The organism is Pantoea sp. SGAir0215, from assembly GCF_043543215.1.
Genome location: NZ_CP028031.1, coordinates 692,633 through 715,515, shown reverse-complemented (window position 1 = coordinate 715,515; position 22,883 = coordinate 692,633). Strand labels below are relative to the sequence as shown.

The 22,883-nt window shown below is 50.8% G+C and carries 20 protein-coding genes, 1 tRNA gene and 1 other RNA gene; 9 read left to right on the top strand and 13 right to left on the bottom strand.

Annotation, left to right across the window (positions count from 1 at the left end; all coding sequences use genetic code 11):
- Positions 1-39: 39 nt before the first annotated feature.
- From bcsQ to C1N64_RS03430, 12 genes are all read right to left on the bottom strand, one after another.
- A complete protein-coding gene (gene bcsQ / locus C1N64_RS03485; protein ID WP_054634734.1) occupies positions 40-843 on the bottom strand; it encodes a cellulose biosynthesis protein BcsQ in 804 nt (267 codons plus the stop codon).
- Complete coding sequence (gene bcsO / locus C1N64_RS03480; protein ID WP_394515253.1) at positions 834-1,412, bottom strand: cellulose biosynthesis protein BcsO; 579 nt, start codon at positions 1,410-1,412, stop codon at positions 834-836. Before bcsO ends, bcsQ begins: the two co-directional genes overlap by 10 nt.
- A 593-nt stretch (positions 1,413-2,005) precedes the next feature.
- A complete protein-coding gene (gene dppF, locus C1N64_RS03475; protein WP_039339199.1) occupies positions 2,006-3,028 on the bottom strand; it encodes a dipeptide ABC transporter ATP-binding subunit DppF in 1,023 nt (340 codons plus the stop codon).
- The gene (gene dppD, locus C1N64_RS03470) at positions 3,018-4,004 is read right to left on the bottom strand and encodes a dipeptide ABC transporter ATP-binding protein (RefSeq protein WP_006121410.1); all 987 of its coding nucleotides are present in this window, start codon (positions 4,002-4,004) and stop codon (positions 3,018-3,020) included. The genes dppF and dppD overlap by 11 nt, the downstream gene beginning before the upstream one ends.
- 12 nt (positions 4,005-4,016) lie before the next feature.
- On the bottom strand, positions 4,017-4,919 hold the full coding sequence (gene dppC, locus C1N64_RS03465; RefSeq protein ID WP_006121409.1) for a dipeptide ABC transporter permease DppC: 903 nt from the start codon (positions 4,917-4,919) through the stop codon (positions 4,017-4,019).
- Between the two features lie 9 nt (positions 4,920-4,928).
- The gene (gene dppB / locus C1N64_RS03460; RefSeq protein ID WP_033737316.1) at positions 4,929-5,948 is read right to left on the bottom strand and encodes a dipeptide ABC transporter permease DppB; all 1,020 of its coding nucleotides are present in this window, start codon (positions 5,946-5,948) and stop codon (positions 4,929-4,931) included.
- A 205-nt stretch (positions 5,949-6,153) separates the two neighbouring features.
- A complete protein-coding gene (dppA, locus tag C1N64_RS03455; protein WP_006121407.1) occupies positions 6,154-7,764 on the bottom strand; it encodes a dipeptide ABC transporter periplasmic-binding protein DppA in 1,611 nt (536 codons plus the stop codon).
- Positions 7,765-8,660: 896 nt separating this feature from the next.
- Positions 8,661-8,788: non-coding RNA, RtT sRNA (locus tag C1N64_RS03450), on the bottom strand.
- Between the two features lie 33 nt (positions 8,789-8,821).
- Positions 8,822-8,898 (bottom strand) — tRNA-Pro (locus C1N64_RS03445).
- A gap of 125 nt (positions 8,899-9,023) precedes the next feature.
- Positions 9,024-10,715, bottom strand: coding sequence for a kdo(2)-lipid A phosphoethanolamine 7''-transferase (gene eptB / locus C1N64_RS03440; RefSeq protein WP_006121406.1), 1,692 nt, complete (start codon positions 10,713-10,715; stop codon positions 9,024-9,026).
- A 254-nt stretch (positions 10,716-10,969) separates the two neighbouring features.
- Entirely contained in the window at positions 10,970-11,398 is a 429-nt protein-coding gene (locus tag C1N64_RS03435) for an organic hydroperoxide resistance protein (RefSeq protein WP_006121405.1), read from the bottom strand.
- A 94-nt stretch (positions 11,399-11,492) separates the two neighbouring features.
- Entirely contained in the window at positions 11,493-11,957 is a 465-nt protein-coding gene (locus tag C1N64_RS03430; RefSeq protein ID WP_033737315.1) for a MarR family winged helix-turn-helix transcriptional regulator, read from the bottom strand.
- Positions 11,958-12,019: 62 nt separating this feature from the next.
- On the opposite strand from C1N64_RS03430, the gene C1N64_RS03425 reads away from it, so the two are divergent.
- The 4 genes from C1N64_RS03425 (at position 12,020) to tnaB (ending at position 16,092) form a co-directional block, all read left to right on the top strand.
- Positions 12,020-12,613 (top strand): HD domain-containing protein, encoded by a 594-nt coding sequence (locus C1N64_RS03425; protein ID WP_054688580.1) that lies wholly within the window; start codon positions 12,020-12,022, stop codon positions 12,611-12,613.
- Positions 12,614-12,978: 365 nt separating this feature from the next.
- Entirely contained in the window at positions 12,979-13,056 is a 78-nt protein-coding gene (gene tnaC / locus C1N64_RS03420) for a tryptophanase leader peptide (protein ID WP_071988795.1), read from the top strand.
- Positions 13,057-13,315: 259 nt separating this feature from the next.
- A complete protein-coding gene (gene tnaA / locus C1N64_RS03415) occupies positions 13,316-14,731 on the top strand; it encodes a tryptophanase (RefSeq protein ID WP_058701526.1) in 1,416 nt (471 codons plus the stop codon).
- A 113-nt stretch (positions 14,732-14,844) separates the two neighbouring features.
- Positions 14,845-16,092 (top strand): low affinity tryptophan permease TnaB, encoded by a 1,248-nt coding sequence (tnaB, locus tag C1N64_RS03410; RefSeq protein WP_006121401.1) that lies wholly within the window; start codon positions 14,845-14,847, stop codon positions 16,090-16,092.
- A gap of 101 nt (positions 16,093-16,193) precedes the next feature.
- On the opposite strand, the gene C1N64_RS03405 is transcribed toward tnaB, so the two are convergent.
- Positions 16,194-16,487 (bottom strand): HTH-type transcriptional regulator, encoded by a 294-nt coding sequence (locus C1N64_RS03405; RefSeq protein WP_006121400.1) that lies wholly within the window; start codon positions 16,485-16,487, stop codon positions 16,194-16,196.
- Positions 16,488-17,470: 983 nt separating this feature from the next.
- Here C1N64_RS03405 and C1N64_RS03400 point away from each other — a divergent pair.
- The 5 genes from C1N64_RS03400 (at position 17,471) to C1N64_RS03380 (ending at position 22,877) form a co-directional block, all read left to right on the top strand.
- Complete coding sequence (locus tag C1N64_RS03400; protein ID WP_394515252.1) at positions 17,471-18,187, top strand: DUF3053 domain-containing protein; 717 nt, start codon at positions 17,471-17,473, stop codon at positions 18,185-18,187.
- A gap of 437 nt (positions 18,188-18,624) precedes the next feature.
- Positions 18,625-20,559 carry a PTS mannitol transporter subunit IICBA gene (locus C1N64_RS03395; protein ID WP_110268658.1) on the top strand — a complete coding sequence of 645 codons (1,935 nt, stop codon included), beginning with the start codon at positions 18,625-18,627 and terminating at the stop codon, positions 20,557-20,559.
- Between the two features lie 94 nt (positions 20,560-20,653).
- Positions 20,654-21,802: a mannitol-1-phosphate 5-dehydrogenase gene (gene mtlD, locus C1N64_RS03390; protein ID WP_033737311.1), complete on the top strand. Its 1,149-nt coding sequence runs from the start codon at positions 20,654-20,656 to the stop codon at positions 21,800-21,802.
- A 7-nt stretch (positions 21,803-21,809) separates the two neighbouring features.
- Complete coding sequence (locus C1N64_RS03385) at positions 21,810-22,412, top strand: MltR family transcriptional regulator (RefSeq protein ID WP_172677666.1); 603 nt, start codon at positions 21,810-21,812, stop codon at positions 22,410-22,412.
- Between the two features lie 102 nt (positions 22,413-22,514).
- Entirely contained in the window at positions 22,515-22,877 is a 363-nt protein-coding gene (locus C1N64_RS03380; RefSeq protein ID WP_006121395.1) for a YibL family ribosome-associated protein, read from the top strand.
- The last annotated feature ends 6 nt before the right edge of the window (positions 22,878-22,883 follow it).

Here is a 22,883-nt window from a genome sequence, read left to right as displayed (position 1 = left end):
GAGCTGTTTTTTTTAACCTGCCGGAGCAGGTCATTACATTTAGTAGTTACCGGTGTTAATTTGCGCCTGAACTTCGCCATTCCCCACCGTGATATTCAGAATACTGGCGACACGCCTGGTGATCAGTTCGATATCAAAGGCAGCAGCAGAGGCAGGGCTGAAATCATAAACGGATTGCTGCGAGGCGTTGGCCTCACCCACACTTTCATCACGATGAATCTGCCCCAGTAGCGTATCGCCCAGCCGTTGCTGAAGAAAAGCGGTCACATCGCGATTGATATTCCGGCGATTGTCGCACTGGTTGAGGACAAAATAGTGACCGTGCCGGCTGTTCAGCGGCTGCCCAATCAGGCGGTTTTCTTCAATATGGGGTAACAGTGACACGGAGGCGGTATCCGCCAACATAACGACCAAATGCATATCGGCTAATGCCCTGATGGCTTTAAGCGCAGGTCCGGGTCCGGGAGGAAAGTCCGCTACCATCACCAGGCCGGGATAGTTCAGTAACGTATCAAGGCCTCGCTTGAGAAAATGCGGGTCTTTAGTCAGATTCTCTTCGAACCGCTCACGCTGGGCTTCGGTAACATTGCCGTAAGGCAGAACAAAAATGTTCCCTCCGGTCGTCAAAATAGACTGGCTCCAGTCAGCCTGCTCTTCTGAGCGAGCAACGAAACCCCGTCCGTCATTCAGGGGAACGCCGAAATGAAGACGCAATGCATTCTGTACATCAAAATCAATTGCCAATACCTTGCTACCCGATCGGGCCAGACTCCAGGCCAGATTGGCTGCCAACGTAGTTTTTCCCACCCCACCTTTGGGCGAGCACACACAAACTAACGGCATAAGGCAATCTTCTCCAGTAACGGTTTTAATAACGTTTCTTTAGGTAAATTCTCTGACGCGCTGTTACGCGCACGGAACAGATCGCTGAAGCGACCGTTCTCTGCTTCAGGACGTGCCGGGATTGAGGGGGCAGTGTCATGTGCCGTTACCGGCGCATGCGTCTTCTGTACGGCGACCCCGGCCTGAGGCGTTGCTGAGGATGTCGGGAACAGGGAAGAGGAAGCGTGTGAAGCAGGCTCAGTCACGTCAGGAAGCGGCTCGCTGGCTGACAGGCTGTTTATGAGGGAACGGGAAGAGGCAGATGCAGGCGTCGACACCTGCGCGCTCTGAGTTAACGCTGAACCCATGTCCAGACTAAACTCATCACCCTGAATCGGTTGTGGCTGGAGTAAATCAATACGCTGGCCACCACTAAACGGCATTTGCTGATCGTCACTCGCCAGTTGACGAATGAGAGACCATTTACTTTTCTCCGCCGCTTCCTGCGATTGGCCTGACATATCCTGAAAGGCGATATCGAGCGTTTTTGTCTTTTCCTTAAAACGCTGTAAGTCGTCGTAATTCTTCATACACCACAACCTAAAACATAGGGAGGATTTTTCCAGGAATATATCATAATAATTTGAACACAGTGAGATAATTCTGATTACAAAACCAACAGATTCAATAAGAAAGCTTAATGCTAATTAGTTGTGTTTAGCAAAAAATGAGCACTAACTCACATATATTTCGTAAAATTATTGAGACAGCCTTAAGTAAAATATCAGCCTCAATGATTAACATCTAAGTATCTACTAACCCGGGGAGCATGGCTAACACAACTCCTTGTATTGGAAAGCAAAAAAAAGCTGTCTCGTGTACTGTCGTTTTTACAGCATTCTGACATTGGTGCTTAAGGGTTGTGAGAATATTGAATTATGGTTGGTAAAGTATTACTACGCGAATGCGTGGCCAACAAAACCTGTATTCTTCAAATCCGGCGGCACGTCACATCCCAGGATTTATGAATGTCGCGAACGGGCAGAGGAAGAACATGCCACTAACCAGCGGTGCATTTTGGCGATGAGTGACGCCAGGAAGGTAACGACAGCGTTGCGGGCTTCTACAGTCAAGCGGAATCACCTGTCGTTTACCTACAAGGATTCCGCCTGACAGGACATCTCTAGCGCGTCACATCACCTGACGCAATCAGTTGGTTTTCATCCTGATCAACCGCAAAGCAGGCTATCTGCTGGTCGCCGTACTGCTTCAGTTTCGGCTGTAACTGAACGCAGGTGCCAAAACGGCGACGGCAGCGCGCATTGAATGCACAGCCCGGAGGCGGATTGAGCGGGCTGGGGAGTTCACCGGTCAGCTTGATACGTTCACGACGATCGTCAGGATTCAGACGTGGCGTGGCCGACAGAAGCGCCTGGGTGTAAGGATGGCGGGGATGAGCAAAAATCGCCTCTTTACTGCCCTTTTCAACGCAGCGTCCCAGGTACATCACCATCACGTCATCTGCAATATGTTCAACTACCGACAGATCGTGAGAGATGAAGACATAAGACAGCCCCATGTCTTGCTGCAGATCCATCATCAGGTTAAGCACCTGCGCACGCACTGACACGTCCAACGCCGAAACCGGTTCATCTGCGATTAAGACATCCGGATCGAGCATCAGGCCACGCGCAATCGCAATACGCTGACGTTGTCCTCCGGAAAACATATGGGGATAACGGTCATAGTGCTCGGTTTTCAGACCGACTTTGGCCATCATTTCCAGCGTTTTTTCACGCCGCTCGGCTTTAGTGAGCGAAGTGTTAATGATCAGCGGCTCTTCCAGAATCTGGCTGACTTTTTTACGCGGGTTTAGCGAACCATAGGGATTTTGAAACACGATCTGAATTTTCTGTCGACGCAGCTTTTGCGCCTGCGGATCGTGTTTTAATAAATCCTGACCATGCCAGTAAAGCTGCCCTTCCGTCGGCGTTTCAATCATAGTCAGTAAACGGCCTAACGTGGATTTGCCGCAGCCTGACTCCCCCACCACGGCCAGTGTTTTTCCGCGCTCCAGGTTAAAAGAGACACCATCCAGCGCTTTGACCAGCCGCTCCTGACCAAATAAGCCTTTTTTCACCGGATAGTGTTTTTTCAGGTCAATAGCCTGCAGCAGATAGTCGTGCTTCGTTTTCTCAGGACTCATAGGTTGGTCTCCCGGCATCGTCCAGCGGATAGTGACATTTGGACTGACGTCCCGGAATCGTCCGCAGTTCAGGTTCTTCTTTACGGCAGCGATCGTTAGCATAAGGGCAGCGTGGATTCAGCAGACAGCCCATTGGACGATCGTATTTGCCTGGCACCACCCCCGGCAATGAGGCCAGGCGTGCTTTATCGGCCGCGAATTCTGGCAGCGCACGCAATAACGCCTGCGTGTAAGGATGACGGGGGGCTTTAAAGATATCGGACGCTTTGCCGCTCTCTACTACCTGGCCGGCATACATCACAATGATATGGTGGGCCGCTTCTGCCACCAGTGCCAGGTCGTGCGTGATCAGGATCAGCGCCATGTTTTCCTGCTTTTGCAGGTCCAGCAGCAGTTCAATGATCTGCGCCTGAATCGTCACGTCCAGCGCGGTCGTCGGTTCATCGGCAATCAGCAGCTTTGGACGACAGGCGATCGCCATCGCGATCATCACGCGCTGGCTCATCCCACCAGACAGTTGATGCGGATACACATCCAGCCGCGAGGCCGGATCGGGAATCCCCACCTGATTCAGTAGATCAATCGCCCGCTGGCGGCGGGTACTTTTATTACCGCCCTGATGGACCTTAATGGCTTCCATGATTTGGTAACCCACGGTATAGCAGGGGTTCAGGCTGGTCATCGGGTCCTGAAAAATCATGGCCACTTCGGCGCCCACCAGCTGACGGCGCTCTTTTTCAGAGATACGCTTTAGATCGCGTTGGTTGAATTCGAGTTTTTCCGCCATCACCTTACCGGGGAAATCGATCAACCCCATGATAGCCAGAGAACTGACGGATTTACCCGAACCCGACTCACCGACAATGCCCACCACCTGGCCCTGTTCAACCTGATAACTGATGCGGTCTACTGCGCGGAACGGTGCCTTATCGTCGCCGAAATGCACCGATAACTTATCTACATTTAATAACGCCATCTCGGTGCCTCTTTACTGCTTGAGTTTCGGGTCGAGTGCATCACGCAAACCATCGCCCATCAGGTTAAATGCCAGCACGGTCAGCAGAATGACTAATCCGGGGAACGTCACCACCCACCAGGCACTTTGCGCGTACTGCAATACGTCGGAGAGCATAGTGCCCCACTCCGGCGTTGGCGGTTGCGCACCCATACCGAGAAAGCCCAACGCCGCCATATCAAGAATGGCGTTGGAAAACCCTAACGAGGCCTGAACAATTAACGGGGCCAGGCAGTTAGGCAGAATGTTCACAAACATCTGACGCAGCATACCGGCACCGGCGACACCTGAGGCCGTCACATAGTCACGATTGACCTCAACCAGTACCGCCGCGCGTGTCAGACGGATATAGTGCGGCAGCGCGACAAAGGTCAGAGCAATAGAAGCATTGACGATCGACGGACCAAAAATGGCGACCAGAACAAGGGCTAACAGCAGGCTAGGCAGCGCCAGCATAATGTCGACCAGACGCATAATCGTGGCATCAACCGCTCCACCGATATAGCCCGCCAGCAGGCCGAAAATCACGCCAAAAATCAGCGACAACACAACGACCATGCAGCCCACCAGCAAGGAGAGGCGCGCGCCGTACATCAAACGCGAGAGGATATCGCGCCCCACATCGTCGGTGCCCAGGATATAGCTCCAGCTTCCTCCCTCCTGCCACACAGGTGGATGCAGCAGGGCATCACGGAACTGCTCCGCCGGGCCGTGCGGTGCCAGCACCTCGGCAAAAATGGCAATCAACAGCATCAGAATGATGTAAACCAGCCCGATAACCGCGCCTTTGTTACGTTTAAAGTAGTGCCAGAACTCCTGAATCGGGGTCATCGGCTTAGGTGCGACATTCACACTCGCGGGATCAACGACAGACATGATGCCCCCTTATTTCTTATGACGTATGCGCGGGTTCACCACGCCATACAGCAGATCAACCAACAGGTTGACCAGGATAATCAGGATAGCCGTCAGCAGCACACCGCCCTGCACGACCGGATAATCACGGCGTTGCAGCGCTTCGATCAGCCAGCGCCCCAAACCCGGCCAGGAGAAGATGGTTTCGGTCAGGATGGCCCCTGCCAGCAAGGTGCCCACCTGCAAACCGATGACCGTCACAACCGGCAACATCGCATTACGCAGAGCGTGAACGACGATAACGCGCATACGCGTCAGGCCTTTCGCCCGGGCGGTGCGGATATAGTCTTCACCCAGCACTTCCAGCATAGAAGAGCGCGTCATGCGCACGATGACGGCCAGCGGAATGGTGCCCAGCACAATCGCGGGCAGAATCATATGCATGACGGCATCTTTGAAGTCGCCAGGCTCTCCCCAGATGAACGTGTCAATCAGCATAAAACCGGTCAACGGATGGCTGTCGTCCAGAAACACCGTATCTGCCACGCGACCTGAAACCGGTGTGAGATTGAGCTGGACCGACACCAGCATAATCAACATGATGCCCCACCAGAAAATCGGCATCGAGTAGCCGGTCAGGGAAATCCCGACCGCGGTGTGATCGAATACAGAACCACGTTTTACTGCGGCCAGAACGCCAACCGGAATCCCCACGGCGACAGCAAACATCATGGCGCAGATCCCCAGTTCCAGGGTGGCTTTAAAGCGCGGGACGAATTCAGTCCATACAGGAATGCGGCTCTTCAGTGAAATACCTAAATCACCGTGCAGCACACCGTTGATATAGTGCAGATACTGTTTCCACAGCGGCTGATCGAGCCCCATCATCGCCATTAACTCAGCATGGCGCTCGGGGGAGATACCGCGTTCACCTGCCATGATCAGCACCGGATCGCCCGGGATCATATGCACAAACGCGAAGGTCAATAATGTAATACCGATGAACGTTGGGATGACAAGCCCCAGACGCCGGAGTATGAACTGCAGCATAGGCGTAATTCTCAGTCGTTTTCCTCTGGCCCTGGCCAGAGATAACATTGCTCATTAACCGCATCCCGCGACAGCAGAACGCGACGCAGGAAGCGCTTCTTTTTGTAAAAGTAATTAGCCGGAAAAAAAAGAGCAGATAACAGGCGACCTGACACGGTCGCCTGAGGGCCGGTAAAACCGGCCCTGACTGCAGTAATCCGAAAGGTTATTCCTGAATATCGACGGTATCGAAGTGATGTTTACCTAATGGATCAACGACATAACCAGTAACTTTCTTGCTTACAGGCTCATAAACGGTTGAGTGAGCGATGATCAGCGCAGGCGCCTGGTCATGCATTACAACCTGAGCCTGCTTGTAGTACTCAATACGTTTGTTGTGATCGGATTCCGCACGTGCTGGCTGAATCAAATCTTCAAACGGCTTGTAGCACCAGCGCGAATAGTTAGAGCCGTCTTTCGCCGCCGCACAGCTGAACAGCGTTGCGAAGAAGTTATCGGGATCCCCATTATCGCCAGTCCAGCCCATCATGACCGTCTGGTGCTCACCCGCTTTGGCACGTTTCAGGTACTCGCCCCATTCATAGGTGACAATCTTGGCTTTCACGCCAATTTTCGCCCAGTCAGCCTGAATCATCTCTGCCATACGGCGCGCGTTCGGGTTATAAGGACGCTGAACCGGCATTGCCCACAGATCGATAGAGAAACCATCCGGCATACCGGCTTCTTTCAGCAACGCTTTGGCTTTCTCTGGATCGTAGGCATAGTCTTTAACATCGTTGTTATAACTCCACATTGTCGGTGGAATCAGGTTTTTCGCTGGCTGGCCGGCGCCCTGATAAACCGCATCAATGATGGCTTTCTTGTTTACCGCCATGGTCAGTGCCTGACGCACTTTCACGTTATCCAGCGGTTTTTTCTCGGTGTTGAATGACAGGTAACCGACGTTCAGACCTGGCTGCTCCATCAGGTTAATTTTGCTGTCTTTCTTCATGCTGGCGATATCAGCCGGATTCGGATACGGCATGATCTGACATTCGCCTTTCTGCAGCTTGGCGTAACGTACTGACGCATCGGGGGTAATCGAGAAAACCAGACGATCGATTTTTGGCTTGGTTCCCCAGTAATCCGGGTTGGCTTTGTACAGGATACGTGAGTCTTTCTGGTACTGCTGAAGCACAAACGGCCCGGTGCCCACTGGATTCAGGTCAATTTTTTCAGGCGTGCCGGCTTTCAGCATGTTGTCAGCGTATTCTTTGGACATGATGGAGGCGAAATCCATGCCCAGATCAGCCAGGAAAGGCGCTTCAGGACGCGTCAGCACAAAGCGAACGGTATGATCGTCTACTTTTTCGATTTTGCTGATCAGCTTTGGCATATCCATACCTTCAAAGTACTCGTAGCTGCCGCCAGAGACGTTGTGGTACTTGTTGTTTTTGTCTAACTGACGCTCAAAAGAAAACACGACGTCATCCGCGTTAAATTCACGCGTAGGTTTGAAATCTTTAGTCGTTTGCCATTTCACGCCGTTGCGTAAATGGAAGGTATACGTTTTGCCATCAGCACTGACGTCCCACTTTTCAGCCAGTCCAGGTACCAGTTCGGTCGTACCCGTTTTGAATTCAACCAGACGGTTATAGATTGGAACAGAACTGGCATCGTACGTCGTACCCGACGTAAAGAGTTGCGGGTTAAACCCTTCCGGAGAACCTTCAGAACAATAAACCAGGGTTTTCGCCTGAACACCTGCGGCTACGGTCATGGCGACGAGGCTCAGACCGACCTTCAGCATCCTGGATTTGGCCAGGGAGTTGATCATGCTTTTGCTCCATTGTGATGTGTTGTTGTGTGCATTGCCCGACCTCTGGTTTTTTTATGCGGTTCAGGCGGTCCACCCTGAGCGGGTGATAAGAGTGAGATATTTTTGTTTTGATAATGCTGATTGATAAGTACCCATCAGAAAAATCTGTATCTGCACCGTTATTGACGCATCAATTTGTCAACAGTTGCAAAGAACGTCAATACAACGGTTAGTTATTTACACAGAGTGTGAGGAATAGCAAGCAACGATAAAAAAACCCTGCGCGCGCTAACGCCCTATATTGCACAGTGGCGTGGCTTTATTTCCGCGCATTCTGCTACGACAGTCATTGTTAAGCAGTCATTACCACTAAATAAAATCGTACATCATTTAGCGCCAAATGTTGGATATCTGAACGATTCCCTGTGCGTTATGACGTTCATACAGCGGAAAATGCTGATATTTTCTCGCAAAAATTTAACATTTTGCGTTTTTACTGCATAACCAAAACTTATATTTCGCCTGCCAGCATCCCTCAGACAACAAGGCCTGCATCGCATTGAGACGGCAAAATAGCGGTCTGTCATGAAATTGCGCTGCAAGGATGTGTTATTGGTTTTTCACAAAATTACTGACATGAGATTTTCTAATAACAAACCCATAAAGGCTTGCTGTGATGACGTAATTTTCACAACACGTCATAAGCCCCGTCACAAACACAGGTGACGATGACTATGTCAGGCCGCAGCAAAAAAGCTGTTTTATCATTGGGTTAAAAACTAAAACAGAAAGAGTAAAGATGGCCCCCTTTATTAACGAAACCCTGCGCATGCACGGCGCAAGCTGCCTTCGGCAGTTCTCATTCGCTTTTATTCAGGCAAAAAACCTGTCTTTGCAGACAGGTTTCTTAAATATGGTCGGCGAGAGAGGATTAGGCTTACTGCGTAAGCCCCCTTCGGGCCGTTGCGTTCGCAACGTTGTCTCGCTTCGCCCGGCGCAAACCTCCTCCGGAGGTTCTCATCCTCTTTTATTCAGGCGAAAAAAAACCTGTCTTTGCAGACAGGTTTCTTAAATATGGTCGGCGAGAGAGGATTCGAACCTCCGACCCACTGGTCCCAAACCAGTTGCGCTACCAAGCTGCGCTACTCGCCGATGGGGGCGCATGTTACTGCTCCCCCTGATAAGCGTCAACCGCTTTTTGCGCTTTTAAGGCCAATCGCCTGGAAAGCAGGCGGTCAGCGGCTTCTCGGCGTTATCAATCCAAAATCCCTGTGTGATTACAGCGCTTTAGTCGCCGTTCTGGCTGGCGCCTGACACCAGTTGTTCGCCTGCTTAATTCCACCATCGGGCGAGGTATAACCCAGGCAGCCCAGAATCGTATCAAACAGCTCAACATGACGATGGGTTTTGCCCGTACGCTGTTGCGCCTGCAGTCGTTCAAAGTTTTCGCGATTCGTAGAGTCCGCCAGGTATTTGTCCGATGCCCAGACCATCATCGGCACGCGGAACTGCTCTGGTGGTGCCATCTCACGCGGCGTGCCGTGCAAATGCATATTGTCGCTAATCGATTCACCATGATCAGAGGCATAGAAAACAATCGCTTTCTTATCACGCAGCTGATCCAATACGCTGTCCAGCATGCTGTCGACGTAGAGTACCGAATTATCATAGGCATTAATCAACTGCGCTTTGCTACAGGTTTCATCCACGCCCATGCATTCAGGCTGGTAACGCGCAAAACTGCGCGGATACCGTTGCGAATAGAGGTAATGGGAACCTTTGGTATGCAACACAACCAGATGCTTACCTTTTGGATAACGCTGCAATGATGCCTGCAGCTCAGGTACAAGCAGCATATCATCCACTGACTTGCCCTGATTGCGTGGTTCTGAACCGATCTGCTCACGGAAAGAGAAGTTATTAGCGTTGATGTTATCGTAGAACCAGACTTCACTCTGCATCGCAAACAGCTCTGAGGTGAAGCCTAGCTCTTTCATTACCGCGAAAACATTTTGCTCTTTTAACGTCCGGCCAGGATTATCCATGGTGCCGCCTTCACGTACAAACATACAACGTAAAGACAGCTTGGTCGCGGTATCACAGGATTCACCGCGGAATGCGACCAGATTTTTCTCCTGAGAAAGCTTCGGCGTGGTATTACGCTCGTAGCCCAGCAATCCCATATGGTCCCAGCGCGTGGTTTCGCCGATAACGAATACAACGTAAGTATCATCTAAGCCCGGCGGCGCAACATAGGTAAACTTTTGGGCAGGATCCAGCAGTTCATGGTTTTCCAGCGTTTCGTCGACTTTCGTCCAGGTAAACAGGCCCAGCGCGGCCAGCCAGTTAGAGGGTAAATAGGAGTGCGCAACTACGCCGCCATAACTGGGCAGATCGATATTGGTCACTTCCTCATTGTTTTTTTGCAACTTATCAAGGTAGCGGATGGGCAGCCAGACGAGGGCGACGCAAGCCAGCAGGATAAGCGTGGGCTTAAGACGCTGTCCTGGTGTGCGCAGTTGCTCATTGAGCGTCATGCTAAGACTGTTACGCCAGATGAAGAACAACGGCAGCGCACTGGCCAGGACCATCCACAAAATGAAGTGATAGCCCACGACCTCTTTAGACAGATCGGTATCGGTTGTCATCACGGATGCAACAATGCCATAGCCGATAACCACATTAAAAAAGGCCATGTAATAGGCGGCGGCGACAGAAATCAGCACGATCAACGTGGCCAGAATACGGTAAAACACTCTTCCACCCAGCGATAACAGCCGCATCAGGAAAAACGTTAACAGTACGATAGCCACAACCTCTGTAAGCGCGGTGAGCCAGGCTGTCACGGTTGAGGTTGTCAACAGTCCCGCAAAGCGGCGATAAAAAATCGGCAAATTCAGCAGGATACCGAGATACAAAGCCAGCAAGAGCGACAGCTTTTGCTGTGTTAATGATTTTATATAATTCATGAAAAATGGAGTTTCCCCGGACTAAGCGCTTAACTAAACGTTAATCTGACTGCCATATTTCTGCAGAGTTCGCGAATTAAGCAAGCCGGTTAAATAAGAAGAGAATTCTGAGCGTTTTGACATGCCCTGATATAAAGCGGCACAGTTAAGCACGCGGCCACGCTATAAACCAGAAAATAATCCTGTTCAGCACGATCCGGGAAGTGGGCCAGAAGAGAAAGTAAGGAAGGGCCCGGAACCAGGCCCTTGATCGCTTAGCGAATAATGTTTAGTGTTACGTCAATATTGTTACGTGTGGCATTTGAGTAAGGACACACGATGTGCGCGGCGTCAACCAGCTTCTGTGCTTCTGCTTCATCCATGTCAGGCAAGTGGATATTCAGCGTCGCTTCGATACCAAAACCATTTGGGATTGGACCAATTCCGACTTCACCTTCAATCCATGCATCTTTTGGCATCGCAATCTTGTCGCGGCCAGCAACAAATTTCATCGCACCCAGGAAGCAAGCTGAGTATCCCGCTGCAAAAAGCTGCTCTGGGTTAGTGACTTCGCCACCTGCGCCGCCCATCTCTTTTGGCACACCCAGTTTGACATCCAGCACGCCGTCAGAAGACGTTGCGCGGCCATCACGACCACCGGTAGCTTTAGCTTTTGCACGGTAAACCACTTGTTCTAAAGACATCGCTTTTCTCCATTGCACTATTTAATCGCTCGCTACTAATCACAACGTAGTCGAACAGTGAAGGTTAATTTACTGCCTGTACTCATTAGAAAATTTAGCGCGGAGCCATCAGTTTGTCACGTAACTGGTTGAGCTGTAGCTTAAGCGCATACATCTCGTCCTCGCTACAGTCTGACGCACACTGAATGTCATCAGGAATACTTTCAGCCTGCTGACGTAAAGCCCACCCGGCATCCGTTAAGCTGACCACCACCTGACGTTCATCCTGACGGGAACGCTGACGGTTGATTAAGCCCGCATTTTCCAGACGTTTCAACAGCGGCGTCAGCGTCGCTGAATCCAGAAAAAGCCGTTCGCCTATTTCTGACACCGTGAGTGAATCCTGTTGCCACAGCACCAGCATGACCAGATATTGCGGATAGGTAATATCCATCTGGCTAAGTAACTTGCGATAGACTTTATGCATCGCCAGATTGGCGGAATAAAGTGCGAAGCAAAGTTGCTGATCGAGCAACAGTGGCGCTGCTTTCACTTTTTTGTCATCTTGATAACTGTTCATGGAAGTAATATAGATAGCACACTAGTTAATTGCAAGCAATTTATGACAGCCGGGGGTAGTGCATGCAGGATTCTTTGGAAGAACAGGCACGACGCTATGCCACGCAGGTCCATGCTGAATCAGGACAGCGGCGTAAATATACGGATGAGCCCTATATTGTTCATCCGACAGCCGTGGTGGAGTTGGTCAGAAGCGTAACCGATGACCCGGTTATGCTGGCCGCTGCCTGGCTGCACGATACTGTAGAAGATACGGCGACGACACTCAACGATATTGAAAATCATTTCGGCCCGGAAGTGGCCCGACTGGTTGAAATGCTGACCGATACCGCCCCCACGCAGGCAAAAAATCGGGCAGCCAGAAAAATGGCGCATTTCCGTCATACTGCCCAGGCCAGTCCTGAAGCGCAAACTATTAAGCTGGCCGATATTATTGATAACACACGGGCCATCGTCCGCTTCGATCCGCACTTCGCCCGCGTTTACCTGATTGAAAAGAAAATTCAGATTGGCCTGCTCAAAGAAGGCAGTGAAATACTCTGGCATCAGGCCTCGACAAATATTGAAAAGGGCATTGCACAGCTAAGTCAGGCACCGTACAGCGTGCCCGAGAACTGGTTTATAAAGCAGGCAGCGCGCTACGGCGGGTTACGTTGACGCTGACTGAGTATCTTTCTCACAACAGGTAAACGCCAGCCATAGTCGAATCTGAACGCAGCGCTGGCTGTACCGGTTCCCGAAATGCGTCACCGGGCCTGTCATCCGAATCCCTGTGCTGCGAGTACGCCGCTGTTTTTTCCTGATGGCAGACGCCGTGGAAACGTAACGGTGTAATAATAACGACGACAGGGCCAGCAATAGGCTTTTGAAAGAGATCCAAAACCAGGTTAAATCAGTAATAATTTACCTTTAACGAGCACACTTTTATTACTGTGATAATAATCACGATAGCCTACAAAAACGATGGACTTATAAAGATAATAGAATAGGGTAATATGATGTTTAATGAGAGTTGAAACATTATGATTATCTTAAACAATCCTGCCCTGTTATCTAAATGGTTTAACCTTGACAATATTATCGTCAATCATCGCCCTTAATCCTTTCCTTTTACCGTTCTGAGCACTCGCTGGCTTATACCTCCGGTGTCGCGGGTGCACGCACGCGCATCCTGATTTCATTAAGACTGCATAAATAGTGTCGTCCTGTTGCATCGCTTTTCTCGCTCTTTTTACAGGCTACGTACCCTGCCGTCTCAGCGAAATTCATGGACATTTAAATTTAAAAGAATGGCCACGCCTGATTTTTATTTATTTGCAAAAGTCACGGCACCGGCATGCCTGAATAAAAGGAAGAGCAATGAATAACTTTAAACATTTACCGGAACCTTTTCGCATTCGTGTTATTGAACCCGTTAAACGGACGACCCGCGAATATCGCGAGGCGGCGATAATAAAAGCGGGTATGAATCCTTTTTTACTGGACAGTGAAGACGTTTTTATTGATCTCCTCACGGACAGCGGCACCGGCGCAGTGACACAAAACATGCAGGCAGCCATGATGCGGGGCGACGAATCATACAGTGGAAGCCGCAGTTACTATGCATTAGCCGATGCCGTGAAAGCCATCTTTGGGTATGAATATACCATTCCGACTCATCAGGGCCGGGGTGCAGAGCAAATTTATATCCCGGTATTAATTAAAAAACGTGAAAAGGAAAAAGGCCTCGACAGAACCAAAATGGTGGCTTTTTCTAACTACTTCTTCGACACCACGCAAGGACATAGCCAGATTAACGGCTGCACTGTCCGAAACGTTTATATCAAAGAGGCTTTCGATACCGCAGTACGTCATGATTTTAAAGGCAATTTCGACCTGCAACGTCTGGAAGACGGTATAAAGGAAGTGGGTGCCCGTCACGTGCCTTACATTGTGGCGACGATCACCTGCAACTCGGCTGGAGGACAACCTGTCTCCCTGGCCAACTTAAAAGCCATGTACCAAATCGCAAAGCAATATGACATTCCTGTGGTCATGGATTCAGCCCGTTTCGCTGAAAATGCCTACTTTATCCAGCAACGTGAAAAAGAGTACCAGGGCTGGACAATCGACGCGATTACCCGGGAAAGCTATCAATATGCCGACATGCTGGCGATGTCGGCCAAAAAAGATGCCATGGTGCCAATGGGCGGTTTGCTCTCCTTCAAGGACGACCGCGTCTTTGACGTCTATACAGATTGCCGAACACTGTGCGTCGTGCAGGAAGGTTTTCCCACCTATGGCGGCTTAGAAGGCGGTGCGATGGAACGGCTGTCAGTAGGGCTTTACGACGGGATGCGTCAGGACTGGCTGGCCTATCGCATCAGCCAGATTCAGTACCTGGTAGACGGGCTGGAATCCATAGGCGTGACCTGTCAGCAGGCTGGAGGGCATGCTGCTTTTGTCGACGCCGGTAAATTATTGCCTCATATTCCCGCCGATCAGTTTCCGGCTCAGGCCCTGGCCTGTGAGCTGTATAAGGTGGCAGGCATTCGGGCGGTAGAGATTGGATCATTTTTGTTAGGTCGCGATCCGAAAACGGGTAAACAGTTGCCCTGCCCGGCTGAATTGCTGCGTCTGACCCTTCCCAGGGCCACCTACACGCAAACGCACATGGATTTCATCATTGAAGCATTCGGGCATGTGAAAGGGAATGCGGCCAACATAAAAGGCTTAACCTTCACCTATGAGCCTGAGGTATTGCGCCACTTCACTGCAAAACTTAAAGAGATTTAACTGTCATACCTGTAAAGTGAGCGGCTGTCAGCGACAGCCGCTCTGCCGCATCGCTCTGTTAACCTCACAACAATAAAAATGATAAACATGAGATACCGTATTGAGAGGACACCATGGACGATCATCCACATCAAAAACATTCCGCCTTTTGGGGCGTGATGGTTATTGCCGGCACGGTCATCGGTGGCGGCATGTTTGCACTGCCCGTCGATCTGGCCGGCGCCTGGTTTTTCTGGGGCACTTTTATCCTGGTGATTGCCTGGTTTTCCATGCTGCATTCCGGTCTGTTATTGCTGGAGGCCAATTTAAATTACCCACCAGGCTCAAGCTTTAATACATTAACCAAAGATCTGCTGGGTCAAAAATGGAATGTAGTTAGCGGCATTACCGTTGCGTTTGTGCTGTATATTCTGACGTACGCCTATATCTCAGCCAATGGTGCGATTATCAGCGAAACGCTGTCCGCTCACACGGGCTTGACTTTGCCTGCCCGCGTCGTTGGCATCGGCACCGCGGCAGGTGTTGCTGGCGTGCTGTGGATAAGCTCACTGGCAACAAGCCGGATTACATCCCTCTTTCTCGGCGTTAAAATCCTCGCCTTTATCATTGTTTTCGGTTCATTATTTTTTGACGTTGACTATGCCATTCTCAGCGATGCCAGCAGCCTCAGTGACACGCATTCTTACTTCGCCTGTATCTTTATGGCTATCCCTGTCTGCCTTGCTTCATTTGGTTTTCATGGCAATATTCCCAGCCTGATAATTTGTTATGGCAAGCAGAAAGACAAGCTGGTGAAAAGCCTGGTTCTGGGCTCCTTACTGGCGCTGTTTGTCTATCTTTTCTGGTTGTATTGCACTATGGGCAATATCCCGCGCGAAAGTTTTAAAGGCATTATTGCGTCGGGGGGCAATGTTGACGCCCTGGTGAAGTCGTTTATGGGCACCCATCCCGACAGAGTTATTGCCTTTTTCCTGCTGGTTTTTTCTAATCTTGCCGTTGCCAGCTCTTTTTTTGGCGTCACGTTGGGGTTATTCGATTATCTGGCAGACTTGTTTAACATAGAAAATACCGCCGTTGGGCGAGGCAAAACGGTGCTGCTCACCTTTCTTCCCCCCAGCCTTTTGTACCTGATCTTTCCAAATGGCTTTCTCTATGGCATTGGCGGCGCAGGCTTATGCGCAACAGTGTGGGCCGTCATCGTGCCTGCCCTACTGGCAATGCAGTCCCGGAGACGCTTTCCCGACCAAATTTTTACCGTGTGGGGTGGCAGAATCATTCCCGCCATGGTCATCATTTTTGGTGTCGTTGTGATTGTCTGCTGGGTAGGTAACGTACTGGACGTGTTACCGAAGCTTGCCTGATAAGACGCTGGCAGGAAATACGGATGGCGTTGTGTGCTGGAGGCTAAACAGCCGGCCACCCTTGTGACCGGCCTCACCTGTAAACGGGTGGGTTTTAAAACTTAATCAAGCAGCTGACGTCCAAGATACGGATTGGCGTGAAGTAATTTCATCAATTTCTGTGCCGTTGCTGAAGGGCGCGTACGCTGTGCTTCCCAACTTTTAACCGAAGAAACGCTAACACCCATGATTTTTGCAAACTCATCGACCTGCATTCCCGCCATTTCGCGCAGACGTTGCGGCTCTGGCATTGCAGGTTGACGCTGAGTTTGCAGCGCAACAGGGCTGTTATCACGTGTCAAAACAATCTGCTCAAGGCTGCTGAGCAATTCAAACATAGGATCTTTTAACTCCATAGAGAACTCCTTAAAACTCACTATGAATCACGTGAAAGAAGGTACACGAACCTGAAATCAGGTTCAGAAACCGGACTAAGCAAGCTGCATCCCATAAGAGTTTGTATTTATGATGAAAATCTTATGGGACACAGCCTGTACTGCACCGCTGCTTAAACATGACAACGCAATGCAACATATGCCGGGAGACTAAGTATGGATAGAGACCTGACAATTTGCAGTGCAAATTAAACATTTTTTTTAACTTTACAATTCTGAAAAAAGGCTAAAAACCCTAACCGTTTGATGCAATTGATTTTGTTGATACGGCATCCACTTCGCGTTCCGATCTTTTTTTCTTCACCCTCTTCGGTGAATAAATCGTCAGAACCCCGCACGCGCTTACAACAAAAGAATTTGCAAAATATGCGCCAGATCTTTTGATTTTCTACAACAAAACGGTCAGTACCAGCAATTTATCAAGCTACGCACTGGTGATGCCGTGGCTATCTTGCCGCCAGCGCCCAAAGACATAACGGTTATCAGGCGATCACCAGTACGATTAATCCTGCTCTGTCATCTGGACAGGCCCTTCCCATAGCGAGCCAGAGCAACGGGTTGCACTACTTTAAGGCAACTGAACAATGAGAGGGCATTTAAAGGATAGCTGTTAATACAGCCTGCACCCGGTAGGGATGCTCAGGCAGTGAGCGCGTTCCGGGCGGGCTTAACAAAGGGCGTCTGAACAGGCCCCGATCCGGGTTTATTCTTACTGCCTTTACAGCACGAGCCGCCCCTTATCGGGTATGGAAAAAAGCCTTTTCACTGCTCTTTAACAGGCTTTGTAAACGGATGAGGCCCTGATTTTACGTTTAACCTCTTTTTTCTTACCCATAATGGCCTGACAGCGCGCTTTCACATTGTGTGGCCATTAACGTTTGTTCTATTCTTTAGGCCACTGCTTACCCGGACATCAGCCAGTTTTACTGACAGGAGTTGAACCCATGGCTTCAGGAATTTCCCGCGTCCTGGCACGCAGCGGCATTATGCTGGCTGGCGTGCTTATCGTTCTGCAACTCACCGCGTGTGGTGATAAAGAAGGCGAACAACGCAAAGCGTTTATCGATTTCATGCAAAATACCGTTATGCGTAGCGGTGAACATCTGCCGAGTCTGAGTGAAAACCAGAAACAGAGTTTTGGCCCCTTTGCTGGGGATTACGCGATTTTGTATGGTTTCTCACAACAGGTGAATAAGACGGTCGATCAGGGCATGCGCCCGGTCGTGGATGAGCTTTCTGCTATTCGCGTGCCGCAGGACTACCTGAGTCGCCGGGATTCTCTGGCTCAGGCCACCAGCGCCCTGACCGTCGCCACCCAACAACTCGAAAGCGCCAAAATGCAGGCGGATAAGAGCAAAGCCGGTCTGAAACAGTCTGACGATCTGAAAAAGGTTTTCGATACCGCCTATGAAAAGGTCGTCACTCAGCCTGCCGCTCAGTTGATCCCATTGTTACCTAAACTCCAGGCGCTTAGTCAGGATGCGGTTAAAACTGGTGAATTTCTTCAGGCACAGGGCACACGCGTCAGTTTTAATAATGGCGGAGTCCAGTTCCCTACTCAGGAACAGGCTACCCAGTACAACAGCCTGATGACCAGTTTATCAGCGAATGTCCAGGCACTGACTCAGGCCAAGAATGCCGTTCAGGGCACGGGACAATAAATTTCACACGGACAGATTAGCGACTGTCCACCTCATAATCACTTCACCACGCGCTTGCGCTTCATAAAAACGGGCCAGATCAAAATGTGATCTGGCCCGTTTTTTATTAAATTAAGTTGTGACTTTAATCACATTTTATAAACAAAGCAGCATGATAAAAGTGTGATAAATATCACTTAAAGTAAAAAGAAACGGTCAAAGATTAGTCATAACTTTCCCGTATGACCCTTATTTTGTGATCTAAATCACTTAAAACGCCCCTGTCACCCCGTCATAAATGTGACCTGCATCACTCATGAGGTCACCCACTACGCAGGCCAATATTCGCGTGATAAAGTCCGCCTGCATACAGTAATACTGACGGCGCATCGCCGTAGTGGCTAAACAAAAACAAACGCGCGCTCCTGTTGCAGCGCGTCTCAACAAGGGGTGGGCTTATGTCCTCATCAGTAAAGGTCAAAGTTCAAAGCTTTGGTCGCTTTTTGAGTAATATGGTGATGCCTAACATCGGCGCGTTTATCGCCTGGGGTATTATCACCGCGCTGTTTATTCCAACGGGCTGGATTCCAAACGCAACACTGGCGAAACTTGTCGCCCCGATGATCACTTACCTGCTGCCATTGCTAATTGGCTTTACAGGTGGACGTCTGGTGGGAGGCGATCGCGGCGGTGTGGTGGGTGCCATCACGACAATGGGCGTGATTGTCGGTGCTGATATGCCGATGTTCCTCGGCTCGATGATCGCAGGCCCGCTTGGTGGCTGGGCAATTAAGTCATTTGACCGCATGGTTGACGGCAAAATCAAAAGCGGCTTCGAAATGCTGGTTAACAACTTCTCTGCCGGGATCATCGGCATGTTGTTGGCGTTGCTGGCCTTCCTGGCGATTGGTCCCCTTGTCGAAGGTTTGTCACATATTCTGTCCGCTGGCGTCAATTTGATGGTGCAAAATAACCTGCTGCCATTGACGTCTGTCTTTGTCGAACCGGCGAAAATCCTGTTTCTTAATAATGCTATTAACCACGGCATCTTCTCACCGTTGGGGATTCAACAGGCAAGCGAAGCCGGTAAGTCAATCTTCTTCCTGATTGAAGCCAACCCAGGCCCGGGTATGGGCGTACTGATGGCCTATATGTTCTTTGGTCGTGGTAGTGCGAAGCAGTCTGCCGGCGGTGCGGCTATCATCCACTTCCTGGGCGGTATTCACGAAATCTACTTCCCTTATGTCCTGATGGCACCACGCCTGCTGCTGGCCGTGATCCTCGGCGGTATGACCGGCGTGTTTACTCTGACGGTTCTGCATGGCGGCCTGGTTTCCCCTGCCTCACCGGGTTCTATCCTGGCGGTATTAGCCATGACGCCAAAAGGCGCTTATTTTGCGAATATTGCCGCCGTCTTCGCTGCTTTTGCTGTTTCCTTCGTGGTCTCTGCTATTTTGCTCAAAACCAGCAAAGTGAAAGAAGACGATGATATCGAAGCGGCTACGCAGCGCATGCATGACATGAAAGCCGAGTCAAAAGGGCAGGCGGTGCCAGGTGCCGCGGTTGCCAGCGATGCGATGAGCGTTGACCTGAACCATGTGCGTAAAATCATCGTGGCTTGTGATGCCGGCATGGGGTCAAGCGCTATGGGGGCAGGCGTACTGCGTAAGAAAGTTCAGGATGCAGGCTTAACGCATGTGTCGGTAACCAACAGCGCCATTAACGCGCTGCCGGGTGATGTTGACTTAGTCATTACGCATCGCGATTTGACCGAACGCGCCATTCGTCAGGCTCCTCATGCCCAACACATTTCACTGAATAACTTTCTGGACAGTGCTCTGTACAGCACGCTGACCCAGCGCCTGGCGGCGGCAAACCGGAGTGAAGCGAACCGGGAAGTCGTACAGAAAACATTGGGTGACAGCTATGATGACGGCAGTGCCAACCTGTTTAAACTGGGGGCGAGCAACGTGTTCCTGGGACTGAATGCCAGTAATAAAGAGCAGGCCATCCGCTTTGCGGGTGAGCAGTTGGTGAAAGGGGGTTATGTTCAGCCCGAGTACGTTGATGCGATGCTGGAGCGGGAAAAGCTGACGCCGACATACCTTGGCGAATCGATCGCGGTCCCGCACGGCACGGTTGAGGCTAAAGACCGGGTGCTGAAAACCGGTGTGGTTTTCTGCCAGTACCCTGCTGGCGTGCAGTTTGGTGATGAACCCGATGAGGTGGCGCGCCTGGTCATTGGTATCGCCGCCCGCAATAACGAGCATATTCAGGTGATCACCAGCCTGACCAACGCACTTGACGATGAGCAGGTCATTGAAAAACTGGCTCATACCAACAGCGTTCAAGATGTGCTGGATCTGTTATCAGGCAAGCCAGCGTTAGCCTGATTCGGTCCGACATTTTCCCTGGGGCGGTTATGCCCGTCCCACTTTGTTGGGGCGGACATGCCCGCCCCGTTGTCATTTGATATGGGTCAAAATTATGAAAGCGTTACATTTTGGAGCGGGTAATATTGGTCGCGGTTTTATTGGTAAACTGCTGGCAGACGCAGGTATTGAGCTGGTTTTTGCAGATGTGAATCAGACGGTACTGGATGCCCTGAATGCACGTCATGAATATCCTGTGCATGTCGTCGGTGAACAGGCCAACGTCGATATCGTTACAGGCGTCAGCGCCGTTAACAGTACCAGCGACGATATTATCCCTCTGATCGCTGAAGTTGATCTCGTTACCACTGCGGTTGGCCCGCAAATCCTGGAACGCATCGCCACCAGCGTCGCCAAAGGTCTGGCCAAACGCAGTGATAACGGCAATGTTCAGCCGCTAAATATTATCGCCTGTGAAAATATGGTTCGCGGTACCAGTCAGCTCAAACAGCATGTGCTCCAGGCACTACCGTCCCAGTATCACGCCTGGCTTGAGGCGCATGTTGGCTTTGTCGATTCTGCGGTTGATCGTATTGTACCGCCTTCTGAAGCCGGCAGTGAGGATCCGCTGGAAGTCACCGTGGAAACCTTCAGCGAATGGATTGTAGATAAGACCCAGTTTAAGGGCGATCTGCCCACCATTCCGGGCATGGAACTGACTGACAACCTGATGGCCTTTGTTGAGCGTAAGCTTTTTACACTCAACACCGGCCACGCGATTACGGCCTACCTGGGACAACGGGCTGGCCACCAGACCATCCGCGATGCCATTCTTGATGAGGGTATTCGCGCCGTCGTTCAGGGTGCCATGGAAGAGAGTGGCGCGGTGCTCATCAAACGTTATGGGTTCGACGCCGATAAACATGCTGCCTATATCCAGAAAATCCTGGGCCGCTTTGAAAATCCTTACTTAAAAGATGATGTTGAACGCGTGGGTCGGCAGCCACTTCGTAAGTTAAGTGCGGGCGATCGCCTGATTAAACCAACGCTGGGCACACTGGAATACGGATTGCCGCATGCCAATTTGGTGAAAGGGATTGCGGCCGCCATGCACTACCACAGCGACCAGGATCCGCAGGCGCAAGAGCTGGCTGCACTGCTGGCGGAAAAAGGGCCACAGGCAACCCTGGCTCAGGTATCTGGCCTGGAGGCTGACAGTGAGATTGTAAAAGAAGCCGTTAGCGCCTGGCACGCCATGGCATAATAACGCCATGTTAGCAATCCAGATCGGGGGCGATGACGTCGCCTCCGACAGCAGTACGACATTGACGCAGGCCATAATGGAAGAAAAGCAGGCTTTTGAAAATCGTGTGCTTGAACGTCTGAACGCGGGGCGATCGGTGCGGAGCTTTCTGTTCGCCGCAGTTGAACTGCTGGCCGAAGCCGTTAATGTGCTGGTGTTACAAGTATTCCGTAAAGATGACTACGCCGTGAAATACGCCGTGGAGCCCCTGTTGCTGGGCGACGGCCCGCTCGGCGAGCTGTCGGTCAGGCTTAAGCTGATTTATGGCCTTGGGGTGATTAGTCGTCATGAATATGAAGATTGTGAACTGCTGCTGGCCCTGCGCGAAGAGCTGAATCACGACGCGGGCGATTATCGTTTTACCGATGATGAAATTCTGGGTCCTTTCGGTGAATTGCATTGCGTCTCAGCCTGGCCGCCGGTTCCCACCTTACAGGCAGACGATCCCGCCTTACAGGCGATGCAGCAGCAACGCTACCTGCAAATGGTGCGCTCCACGATGGTCCTTTCTCTGACAGAACTCATTTCCCGTATCAGCCTGAAACAGGCGTTTAAGAAGGCATCCAGCTAAATCCTGCGGGGAGCCTGAACCGCTCCCTCTTTCACCCTTCTCCCGAGAATCTGTCGTGAATTTGGTGTATCCTTAGCCTGTTTTCCTCAACGAGTTGTTGTCATGAAAGAGCAAGAAAAGAACGAAATTAAACGCCTCAGCGATCAACTGGACGCGCTGAACCGTAAAGAGCCTCAGCTACTGGAAGCGGGTGATGCTGAAAAGCTGGGCGCGCTTTTAAAAGAGAAAGAAACGCTGGTGACGGAAATTGAACGTCTGCGCAATCAGCGCGACGCCAAATTGAGCCAGGAAGCGCAAAAACTGCAGAAACTGCCGTTCAGCCGCGAAATTACCAAAAAAGAACAGGCCAATCTGGGTGCCTTAAAGAAAAGTGTACGCGGCCTAGTTGTCGTGCACCCTATGACCGCGCTGGGACGAGAAATGAACCTGCAGGTCATGACAGGCTTTGCCAAAAGCGCCTTTTGATGTGTG

Coding starts and splice junctions, on each gene's coding strand:
- bcsQ (WP_054634734.1), bottom strand. CDS start 843: ATGCCGTTAGTTTGTGTGTGCTCGCCCAAAGGTGGGGTGGGAAAAACT.
- bcsO (WP_394515253.1), bottom strand. CDS start 1,412: ATGAAGAATTACGACGACTTACAGCGTTTTAAGGAAAAGACAAAAACG.
- dppF (WP_039339199.1), bottom strand. CDS start 3,028: ATGAGTCCTGAGAAAACGAAGCACGACTATCTGCTGCAGGCTATTGAC.
- dppD (WP_006121410.1), bottom strand. CDS start 4,004: ATGGCGTTATTAAATGTAGATAAGTTATCGGTGCATTTCGGCGACGAT.
- dppC (WP_006121409.1), bottom strand. CDS start 4,919: ATGTCTGTCGTTGATCCCGCGAGTGTGAATGTCGCACCTAAGCCGATG.
- dppB (WP_033737316.1), bottom strand. CDS start 5,948: ATGCTGCAGTTCATACTCCGGCGTCTGGGGCTTGTCATCCCAACGTTC.
- dppA (WP_006121407.1), bottom strand. CDS start 7,764: ATGATCAACTCCCTGGCCAAATCCAGGATGCTGAAGGTCGGTCTGAGC.
- eptB (WP_006121406.1), bottom strand. CDS start 10,715: ATGAATTATATAAAATCATTAACACAGCAAAAGCTGTCGCTCTTGCTG.
- C1N64_RS03435 (WP_006121405.1), bottom strand. CDS start 11,398: ATGTCTTTAGAACAAGTGGTTTACCGTGCAAAAGCTAAAGCTACCGGT.
- C1N64_RS03430 (WP_033737315.1), bottom strand. CDS start 11,957: ATGAACAGTTATCAAGATGACAAAAAAGTGAAAGCAGCGCCACTGTTG.
- C1N64_RS03425 (WP_054688580.1), top strand. CDS start 12,020: ATGCAGGATTCTTTGGAAGAACAGGCACGACGCTATGCCACGCAGGTC.
- tnaC (WP_071988795.1), top strand. CDS start 12,979: ATGATTATCTTAAACAATCCTGCCCTGTTATCTAAATGGTTTAACCTT.
- tnaA (WP_058701526.1), top strand. CDS start 13,316: ATGAATAACTTTAAACATTTACCGGAACCTTTTCGCATTCGTGTTATT.
- tnaB (WP_006121401.1), top strand. CDS start 14,845: ATGGACGATCATCCACATCAAAAACATTCCGCCTTTTGGGGCGTGATG.
- C1N64_RS03405 (WP_006121400.1), bottom strand. CDS start 16,487: ATGGAGTTAAAAGATCCTATGTTTGAATTGCTCAGCAGCCTTGAGCAG.
- C1N64_RS03400 (WP_394515252.1), top strand. CDS start 17,471: ATGGCTTCAGGAATTTCCCGCGTCCTGGCACGCAGCGGCATTATGCTG.
- C1N64_RS03395 (WP_110268658.1), top strand. CDS start 18,625: ATGTCCTCATCAGTAAAGGTCAAAGTTCAAAGCTTTGGTCGCTTTTTG.
- mtlD (WP_033737311.1), top strand. CDS start 20,654: ATGAAAGCGTTACATTTTGGAGCGGGTAATATTGGTCGCGGTTTTATT.
- C1N64_RS03385 (WP_172677666.1), top strand. CDS start 21,810: ATGTTAGCAATCCAGATCGGGGGCGATGACGTCGCCTCCGACAGCAGT.
- C1N64_RS03380 (WP_006121395.1), top strand. CDS start 22,515: ATGAAAGAGCAAGAAAAGAACGAAATTAAACGCCTCAGCGATCAACTG.